Origin of the sequence: Shewanella sp. 10N.286.54.B9 (assembly GCF_041468565.1) — a bacterium.
Classification (GTDB): domain Bacteria; phylum Pseudomonadota; class Gammaproteobacteria; order Enterobacterales; family Shewanellaceae; genus Shewanella.
The window spans coordinates 1-10,443 of record NZ_JBFRIY010000074.1; the positions used below are offsets into that span (position 1 = coordinate 1).

The 10,443-nt window shown below is 42.7% G+C and carries 8 protein-coding genes; 2 read left to right on the top strand and 6 right to left on the bottom strand.

Annotation, left to right across the window (positions count from 1 at the left end):
* Positions 1 to 318: 318 nt before the first annotated feature.
* Together AB4135_RS20745 and AB4135_RS20750 are read left to right on the top strand one after the other, a co-directional pair.
* The gene (locus AB4135_RS20745) at positions 319 to 927 is read left to right on the top strand and encodes a TatD family nuclease-associated radical SAM protein (protein ID WP_371995330.1); all 609 of its coding nucleotides are present in this window, start codon (positions 319 to 321) and stop codon (positions 925 to 927) included.
* A 132-nt stretch (positions 928 to 1,059) separates the two neighbouring features.
* Entirely contained in the window at positions 1,060 to 3,279 is a 2,220-nt protein-coding gene (locus AB4135_RS20750; RefSeq protein WP_371995331.1) for a PAS domain-containing protein, read from the top strand.
* A 16-nt stretch (positions 3,280 to 3,295) separates the two neighbouring features.
* On the opposite strand, the gene AB4135_RS20755 is transcribed toward AB4135_RS20750, so the two are convergent.
* From AB4135_RS20755 to AB4135_RS20780, 6 genes are all read right to left on the bottom strand, one after another.
* Entirely contained in the window at positions 3,296 to 4,747 is a 1,452-nt protein-coding gene (locus AB4135_RS20755) for a hypothetical protein (RefSeq protein WP_371995332.1), read from the bottom strand.
* 502 nt (positions 4,748 to 5,249) lie between these two features.
* A complete protein-coding gene (locus tag AB4135_RS20760; RefSeq protein ID WP_371995333.1) occupies positions 5,250 to 5,792 on the bottom strand; it encodes a hypothetical protein in 543 nt (180 codons plus the stop codon).
* A complete protein-coding gene (locus AB4135_RS20765; RefSeq protein WP_371995334.1) occupies positions 5,785 to 6,516 on the bottom strand; it encodes a helix-turn-helix domain-containing protein in 732 nt (243 codons plus the stop codon). Before AB4135_RS20765 ends, AB4135_RS20760 begins: the two co-directional genes overlap by 8 nt.
* A 303-nt stretch (positions 6,517 to 6,819) precedes the next feature.
* Positions 6,820 to 7,560, bottom strand: coding sequence for a YdiY family protein (locus AB4135_RS20770; RefSeq protein WP_371995335.1), 741 nt, complete (start codon positions 7,558 to 7,560; stop codon positions 6,820 to 6,822).
* Between the two features lie 194 nt (positions 7,561 to 7,754).
* The gene (gene fba, locus AB4135_RS20775; RefSeq protein WP_248972934.1) at positions 7,755 to 8,819 is read right to left on the bottom strand and encodes a class II fructose-bisphosphate aldolase; all 1,065 of its coding nucleotides are present in this window, start codon (positions 8,817 to 8,819) and stop codon (positions 7,755 to 7,757) included.
* Positions 8,820 to 9,089: 270 nt separating this feature from the next.
* On the bottom strand, positions 9,090 to 10,265 hold the full coding sequence (locus AB4135_RS20780) for a phosphoglycerate kinase (protein ID WP_371995336.1): 1,176 nt from the start codon (positions 10,263 to 10,265) through the stop codon (positions 9,090 to 9,092).
* Positions 10,266 to 10,443: the final 178 nt, after the last annotated feature.

A 10,443-nucleotide genomic window follows, 5' to 3' on the forward strand; every position in this document is an offset into this window, starting at 1 on the left:
CATTCAGCGGGAATTTAAATCACTTTAGACAAGCACGTGGGTTGTAGCTAATAGTTATTCTATATCGAAAGCCACTTGCGCCGTATTAAGGGATTTAAAACCCGCACGCAGTGAGCTTCTCAGGACATTCACTGCTGCGTTGCATTGTCTTAAAAGGGAATAACCATTTCTTCAACAATGCGCCTTGAATTGAAAGTCCTGAGAAAGCTCTGAATTGGTCACATCTTTAGTGGAATTGGTATAATACTCGATCTAGCGAACAGAATTAGTACGTCATATTCGCTATGCTAAATGTCTCTCTTGCTAGTGATCATCAATATGACCCAATCTGCTGCCACACTTGTTTACGATATTCGCAATAGCCGCTACCTCAATATCACAGGTAGGTGCACTCTACGCTGTCAGTTCTGTCCTAAGCACAACGGCAGTAAGCAAGTTCATCAGTATCAGCTAGCCTTAGAGAGCCAACCAAGCGCAGAGCAAGTGATTGCGTTGCTGGGCAACACATCTAGCTTCGACGAATATGTATTTTGCGGCTATGGTGAGCCGACCCTCAACTTAGCCACTCTTCTAAGCGTCGCTACCGAAATTAAAGCCCGTGGGGGCAAAGTAAGAGTCAATACAGATGGACTGGGTAACCTCTTTCATCGGCGCAATATTTTACCTGACCTAGCAAAGTGCGTAGACAGCCTGTCTATATCACTTAACGCAGATACTGAAGCGGCTTATCTAGTACATTGCCAGCCTAAATTAAAAGGTGCTTATGCCGCCCTACTTGAATTTATCAAGCTAGCGCCACACTACATTGCTGATGTGCAGGTCTCTGCGATAAATGGGCTTGCAGAGGTCGATATTGAGGCTTGTCGTAAAATAGTTGAAGTATCTGGCGCTCAGTTCAAACAAAGAGAGCTAGGTATTGTCGGCTAATGTGTCTATAGCATTGTTAAAAATAGTGCTTTGTTGCTCCGATAACGAATGATGTAACAACACTGAATTGATTACATATATAGCCAAATTGGTATAATATAGCGGCTATAACAACCATCGAAATAGCTATTCATGTTGACGCGAAAATTACCGCTACTTATCAATGCACAAGGGATCCAATGGTCCCAACAACGAATTTTTGCGGCTGCTAGTCAGATCTGCATTCTATTGATTTCGGTCGTTGTTCTTACCAATATTGTCATTACTCTTGGTGAAAGACGTCTACAAGAAGACTGGGCTACCCAGCGCTACAGTGAGCTACAAGCGGTTGGAACACTGATAGCGGATAAAGTATCGTTTCAACAATTTAGAACACAGATGTTTGCCACCTCAGAGTTGCTTAACAGCTATCTGCATTTACCCACTGAAGCTAATCAAGAAAAGCTGCAAAATAACTGGGATATTGTCGTTGATAATATTCCTGAGCTATTAGGGATTGCACTTTATGACCCCCAAGGTCAGCTGAAATTTGCCACAGATGAAAATTTTGGTCACCATGCGTTACCACCGTCTTTGTTAGGCAGTTCACGCAACATGGGAGGTAATGAAATCTACACCTCTCCGCTTGAATTTAGCCCTATCAATGGCAAGCTAGAGCCCTACCTCTATCAACTTGCATGGCTTGAAAACCCGGACCAAACAGTAAGAGGTTATCTGGTCGCCTACAATTCAATGTCACGCATGTTAAAAAACATCAAGCCCGCTTACTCGAGTAAACAGGCACCGTTAATGATGCTTGATACTCAAGGTCTGCTGTACTCTGGCGCACTTGAATCCCCTACTACGGGTCGATTACCAGAAACCATGGGCGGCAGCCTCAAGCAATCATATCCTGCCCTTTGGCGAAAAATGGCCACCAGTAATTTTGGCCAATTCCACGGTGATGATGCCACTTTTGTTTACCTTAAAGTCGAGCTAACAACGCAATACGAAACCCGCAGAGAGTACTTCCTGCTCTCCTATGTAAAGAACGATGATATTGCTGCCAAATTTGAACAGTGGCGCAATATTTTGATGGGTGGAGCGATATTCCTCACTCTACTCGCCTGCATTGTTATCTATCTAACCCATGCATACCGCTTAGTGCACCGCTCACGAGATTTCAGTATTGATCTCGCCAATCGTCTATTTAATACCGATTCAGGCTATATTATTGCCAATGAGAACGGCCGAGTTCTCAGCGCCAACACTATGGCGGCAAAACTATTATCGCTCGAAATAGATGAACTGTCTGACCGTAGCTTACAGCGTATCTTGCATATGGATGACGAACAGTACCAAGAACTTGAAACACTGCTTGCTGAAGATAAAGAGTGGCGTGGAGAGCTTGATACAGAGGCTTCTGAATATACTCAGTTATCTGTCAGTCTCCGCCTTGAATACGATATGGATAACAAGCAGAACTACACCTTAGTGACGTTTGAAGATATTGGCGAGTTAAAACATAGCCAAGAAGTAGCAAGGCTAAACCAACTACTTAATGATAATCCGATGGCAACCGTCCTGTCTGATGCCAAAGGCGTCATCATCAAATCTAACGCTGCATTCAATTCTTTAATGCAGGTAAAAGATAGCCGTAATTTGCAGATTACAGACTTACTAACCGAAGACTTCAAAAATCAATGGCCGCAGATCTCACAGCAACTAATCCTCAAAAAGACGTGGCAGGGACAGATACTATCTGCCAACAACCGCGCCAGCGATGACTGCATGCTTGCCACTTTAAAGGGGCATTTGGATGCATCAGACGATATAGAATACATTGTTTGCACCTTCGAGCATGCTAAGTTAAAGGTTCATGGTACAGAGCCAGGCAGTTCAGTGCCTCATCGCAGCACTATCTTTAACGATCGCCGCGATCTTGAGCGCTACTTTACTAATATGAGTCAAGAGAAAAAGGATTTTTCTAGCCTGATGCTACTCGATATTGCTGCCGAAGGCATGCTGAGCCATATGAGTGATATTGGCCAGTTAGAGAGTCGTCAAAAAGAGGTTGAAAGTCAGCTATTACGCGAGTTACCCAATAGTTATCAAATGTCACGTTGGCAGCTAGGTAAACTGATTATCATGTTACCAGATACGGATTCAGACCAAGCCCACTACTTTGCCATCGATACCCTGTCTAAGCTCAAAAGCAATGGTTTAGGCGACGGGATCTGTATCGGCATCGCAGCTTATCAAGGCGGCCAAGTACTAGAGCAGTTCCTAAGTAATGCAGAGGTTGCCTTAAAGCGAGCGAAGCAAACTGATGAGCAGAACATCTGCCAGGCTTTTACTAGGCAGATTTTCTAATGCTCAGGAATAATAGTTAATTAGTTTTGACCTCTACGCTTTCTGTGCTGCTAGGGGTTAATAACTCATCTTCAAAAGGCATTTCATCCATATTTTTCATGCCTGATGGCAGATCACTTTCAGTGATCTCAATAATAGTTGAGCGGTTCATGGTTATCTTATAACGAGCGTACTGTGGCTCACCCTTGCCCTCTTTGAGTACCAAAATAAGATTAACTTGATAACGTCGCTCTACAGACTCATTGCTAATCTTGCCTTCATGTTCCTTATAAATTTTGGCCTTACCACGTTCTAAGTTTCTGGCAAAAGGGACAAAGCTAAAGTTAACCTGCTCTTGAATTTGTGAGTAACCTGCTAGAAAGCCTTTGGCCGAAACCCGAGAGTGGATCCCATAATGCAAGATCTCAGCGTCCACTTTATTTTGGCTATGGCGTTTCTTTAAGATCTGATTAACTTGAGGAGGCAACTCCTTTTTCTTCATAAAGTCGAGCCATACCAGCTGCTTACCTATTGATAGCTTACTGGTCGTGTCACGCAACAGTCGGCTCCAACGTGGCCGCCCTCGCTGAATAAGTCGCCACAGCGCATTACGAATATCGTCTTTAAAGATTTCTCGAAAACCATAAATAACAGCAAGAGTTAATACTAACGCAATGGTTAAGCCACTAAACACACCTTGCGCTTTAATAATCAAGGTGGAAACAACAATCATCACCATTGCAGTAGCAATGCCTGTGGTCATCTTCTTTAGCCCAACACCTAATGGCTTAAGTTCCTCTTTAAGTACCACACCTTGTTGGATCAAACGTCTTAACAAATGCATTTTGTTGGCAATACGGTTGGCATCTTCTAACGTCTTAGAGGAGTTATATTTATGCTCTTTCCTGTATTGAGCCTCAGCACGACATAGTGCAACCACACTCTCGGTGATCTCGGTATAATCACTGCTTCTCGGTGCATGGGCTAACAGCTTAAGTAAGCGCTGCTCACATAGCCAAGACAAGTAATTATCGGCATTTTCAAAATAAGACTTCCATTTATCGTCACTCGGCTCATTACGTCTAAAACGCTTAAGCAAGTGAACTACCTGCGCGCTTAGCTCCTCTAGAGAGGTATAGAACTGCGCAAGATCTTCAACTTGGGCCAGCTCTTTACTATCAGTTTCAATCGCCACTGAAAATTGATAAGCAAACAGGTTTAAATAGAGGCGAAACTCATCTACGGTACGCTTTTTTTGACTGACAAAACGGCTTTGTACTAAAGGAAGGTGCAAGCCAGACGAATAGTAGGAACGGCGGCCAGTGATAGACGAGTGATAATACTCCTCTTCATTTAAGCTTTGCGGGTTTATACCCATCTCTTTAGGCAGGAAGAAATACAGATCTAATCGACGGTTATCACCGACTTCCATCTGATGTAGAAATTTTATTGATAGTGATTCTTCTTGTTTAACTCTAATTTTAGCCACATATATCCTTTAAATGCATTTCAAAACAAACACATCGACTTAATCATTATAGTCTAACTCAGCGAGGAGAATTAGCTTTAACCCTGATCACAGACGCAGTATATACCGCCTATTTAAACTAATACCAAATGCATTAAGTATTTGACCCGTTCAGAGCCCCCCAGTCTTTTCAATTCAAAGCGCATTGGTAAAGAAATGGTTATTCCCTTTTAAGCCAATGCAAAGCAGAAGTGGAAAGACTGAAGGGCTCACGTAGTGCGGCTGAAGTAGCAAATTGGCAAAACGCTGAATGATCAAACTTTTAATGCGATTGGTATAACATAAAGAGCAATCGCTAGCCATGAACGGGTCTTATATCTGCTGGGTGTCTATTGGCTACTGAATGGATTGCCGCATGAGCAAGCGTTAACTTCCAAGGAAAGTCTGCTGTAGCTTAATAAGCTCAAACTATAACCTAAAATGGTAACAGCATAAGCGGTAGAGCCAGCAGTGCTTTGATCGACTACTGGATCTTACACGCCCACAACGCGTTGCGTTCGCTCAACTGGATGGTAACAAAACCAGTAGTCTTGTCCATTTCTAACACTTTAATGTAAAAAGCTTCCCCCTTACCAGCAGCGCCTTTATTAATTGACTTCTTCACTAATCGCACAGTTTCCTGCATGTGTGGTTCATACACCGTTTGCAGTAAATCACTTTTTAACACAGCTGAATCTAGCAGAACTTTATAGGTAAGCACAGGTGCTGAAACTTCGACTAACGTTCCAGTACCCGATACCGTCACTAAATCTTTATCATCATTAAGGTAGGTCATCTGCAGTTTCACAGCGCTACCGACTCTTTCTATTTCAAATCTTAAACCAGCATGCTGTGAGCCATGATGATCATGATCATAACGGTTTGACGAACAAACCAGCTTTACATCCTCATTAGGTTCCACAAAGTAATCTAATGCCATACACAAACCGAGTATAAAAATCAGTGTAATAAGAATTGGCGTTGAACGGAAACCAATAAAAAGTTCTCGCTGCAATGGATTATTCACAGAATCCATACTCCTGCAGCCATGAGTCGTTGATAAAATCCCAACTCTCCCCAACATTGAGTACTTTTAAATTTTCATAATTGATCACTTGATCGGTTTCATCTTGCATCACAAAATGTAGCATATCCCCAGAAGGAGATGCGGAGGTGTAGATCTTGTCCCACATTAGCTGTTCACACTGTTCTAGCTTAATGGCGACTTCTCTAAACTTACTATGATAACTATCAAGCTCTGCATCAGAGTTATAGATAGGGACTAATACCGAATACTTACCATCAAGTAAAATCTGTTCAGGGAGTGAAAAACGAATATTTTCGGTCGTTCTAAAATGAGTAGCCAGAAAAATAACCAGCATTACCCCTAGCAGCAATAAGAGTGAGATCTGCTTAATTGAAAATGCATTATAGGGCGTACTGTGCATTTGCAAGCTTCTAGATTTAACGTGCAGCAAATAGCCTTGATTAGTTACCACTTCAATCATAGAGGCTACATTCGCCCCTAAAAATGCTTTGATATTGGTAATTGCTATAGTGATATCTTGCGCGGTTACAACTTGCGGCATGAGCTGATGACACATTGATTCAGTCGATACCACCTGGCCTCTAAATGAGATCAGTTCATTGATCACTAGAAACTCAATATTGGACAATTTGAGTGCTTGTGCAGATTCGGTATTCACCAACTGCCTAAGCTCAACATCAAACCGGACTGGACCTATAAACACATTTACAACTCATACTATTTCATGGCTTGCCAGTGTACTTATTATCGCTTGTCTAGTCCCTGATCAAATCATGCAATCATAGACTCTATCGCACTTTCGTGAGCCTAAGCACATTAATATTATGACAAAAAGTTATAGGGATGATACAGATTGAGAGGCATGTAAAATGAAGGTAATAAAGCCTAAGCGAAAGCGGAAACATTCAACAAGCATTACGGTAACTTAATGAGTCATTAATATAAAGGCACCTTTAAAAAGGTGCCTTCTATTAAAAGCTATCAAATGTTACTGACAACTAAATATCTAGAACGCGTATAACAGAGTCATATTCGTTTCAGTATCAGTACTCTTCTTATCATCTAACGGCTCATTGTTATAACGTACAATAACCGCAAACTTCATCGCAAGAGCACCAATAATATTAGCTGTGATAGCTGTTTCAGAACGTCCTTCTAAACTATCGCCATAATCAGCGACAAATAGCTGGGTAAACTTAGATGATTCGCTGATATCGTAGCGAAAGTTCATCGCGCCGTGAGCAACAACACTATCTTCATTGTCGTAGCCTAATAATGCCGACTGCTCGTCATCAAGTTTCTTATAAATGTAACCAGGACCAATCTCGGCACTAAGGAACATGTCACCTTCATTGATAAACTTATGGCCGTAACCAGCAGAAGCGACTGTTTTGAAGTCAAAACCGGTAAAAGGATCAGCTTCATAATTACCAGTGATATACATGTAGTTCTTTTCGTCGAACTTATAATCACCTTGAAGACCCGCGTAGTAGCGCTTGGCAGTCACTTCGCCAGTATCTTCTTTATAAAGACCTTCAAGCAGGTATTGGTTTTCCCAGTTACCTAGCTCTTGCATCATCTTTAAACGGCCTTTCACTGATGAAGTATCAGTATTACCGGTAGTCAGTGTCGCACCTAACTCTGCTTCACCAGCGAAAGTCTTATCGCCTTCTACAAAATCAGCGCCTGCATGGGCAGCAAAAGGAGCCGCCAATAGAACTGCAACTGCAGTCAACATTGTTTTCATTTTTGTATTACTCCGTTTACTTAATTCCCTAAAAATCGGCGCGATCTTAACATTTAGTACTAACAAATGAAAACCTGACTTATAACAATCTGCCTTGTTTTATAACCCAAGCTAAAGCACATCAGCAATAGCCAAAAAAATACCTGCACTCGGCAGGTATTTTTATATAAAGCTGTTCAATTGCTCAGTGAAACTTACTTGATTTGTGGATCAAGTTCGCCTGACTGGTATGCCTTGTACATAGCTTGTAGTGATTTAGGCTTGATCTTAGAGCCCATACCCGCACAACCAAATGCTTCGTAACGTGTAGTACAGATATCAGCCATTGCTTCCATTGACGCCTTCAAGAATTTACGTGGGTCAAATTCTGTTGGATTTTCAGCAAGGAATTTACGTACCGCACCTGTTGACGCTAAACGTAAATCAGTATCGATGTTTACTTTACGTACGCCGTGCTTAATACCTTCAACAATCTCTTCTAATGGCACGCCATAAGTTTCAGGAATTGCGCCGCCATACTGGTTAATGATCTCTAGCCACTCTTGTGGTACTGAAGATGAACCATGCATAACAAGGTGAGTATTAGGAATACGGGCGTGGATCTCTTTAATACGGTCAATACGCAGTACTTCACCGGTAGGTTTACGGCTGAACTTGTATGCACCATGGCTAGTACCAATAGCGATCGCTAGGGCATCAACATGGGTGTCTGATACAAAGCGCGCCGCTTCTTCAGGTGTGGTTAGCATTTGATCCATAGTCAAAATACCAGCAGCACCAATACCGTCTTCTTCGCCAGCTTCACCTGTTTCCAAGCTACCTAGACAACCAATTTCACCTTCAACTGATACACCACATGCGTGAGCAAAAGCCACGGTACGACGAGTAACATCAACGTTGTAGTCATAAGATGCAGGTGTTTTACCATCAGCCATCAAAGAACCGTCCATCATTACTGATGACATACCCAACTGAATAGAGCGCTGACAAATATCAGGGTCAGTACCATGATCTTGGTGAATACAAACTGGGATATCTGGGTACTGCTCAAGAGCTGCAGCCATTAGATACTTAAGGAATTGTGGGCGCGCATATTTACGTGCACCCGCTGATGCCTGCACAATCACAGGGCTATCAGTTGCTTCAGCAGCTTGCATAATTGCGCGCATCTGCTCAAGGTTGTTTACGTTAAACGCAGGTACGCCATATCCGTGCTCTGCTGCGTGATCTAACATTTGACGTAGGGAAATTAAGGCCATTTTTTACTCCAATAATAGGGTGATTTGACTCACCGAGGTCGCTATCGTTTGGATTGATTTTTATGTCATCAAGTCATCAGCATTCTTGCGTTAAACTCAATAACGGTTACTGGTTATTTTTTATAATTTTTATGCTTACTATACTTTTTATATTACAAAGCTAAGCCCTGTATTGTTGGCGGCTAGTGTAACCCCGACAAATGTCGATTTAAAGCCCGCCAACATACAGTTTGGTAATTTTTTTGTATGCTATAGCAAAATCAGCTGCGATTACTTGCCGCGACTCTCAAGCATTGCTACGGCTGGTAACTCTTTACCTTCTAAAAACTCAAGGAAAGCACCGCCACCTGTTGAGATGTATGACACTTTATCGGCGATATCATACTTATCAACCGCAGCAAGCGTGTCGCCACCACCAGCAATTGAGAACGCATTTGATTCAGCAATAGCCTGTGCGATGCGCTTAGTGCCTTCACCAAACTGATCGAACTCAAATACGCCTACAGGACCGTTCCAAACAACGGTACCGGCATTTTTAATAATTTCGGCTAACGCTTCAGCACTATCAGGACCAATATCAAAAATCATATCTGTATCTGAAACAGCACTAACATCCTTCAAGGTTGCAGTCGCTGTTGGGCTAAACTCGCCCGCTACAACCACATCGGTTGGTACTGGAATATCGCCACCACCGCTTTGCGCTGCCGTAACAAGACGCTTAGCTTCATCAATCAAGTCGGCTTCATACAGCGACTTACCGACGTTGTGACCAGCTGCTGCCACGAAAGTATTAGCAATACCGCCACCAACAACCAGTTGATCCACTTTAGTTGATAGGCTTTCTAGCACTGTCAGCTTAGTAGATACTTTTGAGCCACCAACAATAGCCACCATTGGACGAGCTGGGTTATCAAGTGCTTTACCTAATGCTGCAAGTTCACCGGCAAGCAAAGGACCTGCACAAGCAATTGGCGCATGAAGACCCACTCCATGAGTTGACGCTTGAGCACGGTGAGCAGTACCAAAGGCATCCATCACGTATACGTCACAAAGAGCAGCCATTTTCTTGGCTAGCGCTTCATCGTTTTTCTTCTCGCCAACATTGAAACGGACGTTTTCAAAAACAACCACTTCACCGACAGCCACTTCAACACCATCAAGGTATTCACTGGCAAGACGCACTGGGCAATCAAGTGCTTTAGAAAGGTAGTTAACCACTGGCTGCATTGAGAATTCAGCGTTAAACTCACCTTCAGTAGGACGGCCTAGGTGAGACATCACCATAACTGCTGCGCCTTTTTCAAGCGCCAACTTAATGGTTGGCAGTGATGCGCGTAGACGTGCGTCACTTGTTACCACACCGTCGCTAACAGGTACGTTCAGATCTTCACGAATAAGCACACGCTTACCTTGAAGCTCTAGGTCTTGCATATTAAGAATCGACATTTTCATGCTTCCTTACGATTTAAGTTAAAAGTTAAAAGTTAAAAGTTAAAGTTAAAAACGAATCTGGGTTACCTGACCGCAGGGACACAACACCTAGCCATCAGGTTTATTCTTTCTTGACCTTGCTATCAGTCTTGACTTTGACGGCATAAATACCGACCTACAAACATTGCCGAGC

Excerpts from the sequence above, each read along its gene's own strand:
- AB4135_RS20745 (WP_371995330.1), top strand. The coding sequence starts at position 319 with ATGACCCAATCTGCTGCCACACTTGTTTACGATATTCGCAATAGCCGC.
- AB4135_RS20750 (WP_371995331.1), top strand. The coding sequence starts at position 1,060 with ATGTTGACGCGAAAATTACCGCTACTTATCAATGCACAAGGGATCCAA.
- AB4135_RS20770 (WP_371995335.1), bottom strand. The coding sequence starts at position 7,560 with ATGAAAACAATGTTGACTGCAGTTGCAGTTCTATTGGCGGCTCCTTTT.
- AB4135_RS20780 (WP_371995336.1), bottom strand. The coding sequence starts at position 10,265 with ATGTCGATTCTTAATATGCAAGACCTAGAGCTTCAAGGTAAGCGTGTG.
- fba (WP_248972934.1), bottom strand. The coding sequence starts at position 8,819 with ATGGCCTTAATTTCCCTACGTCAAATGTTAGATCACGCAGCAGAGCAC.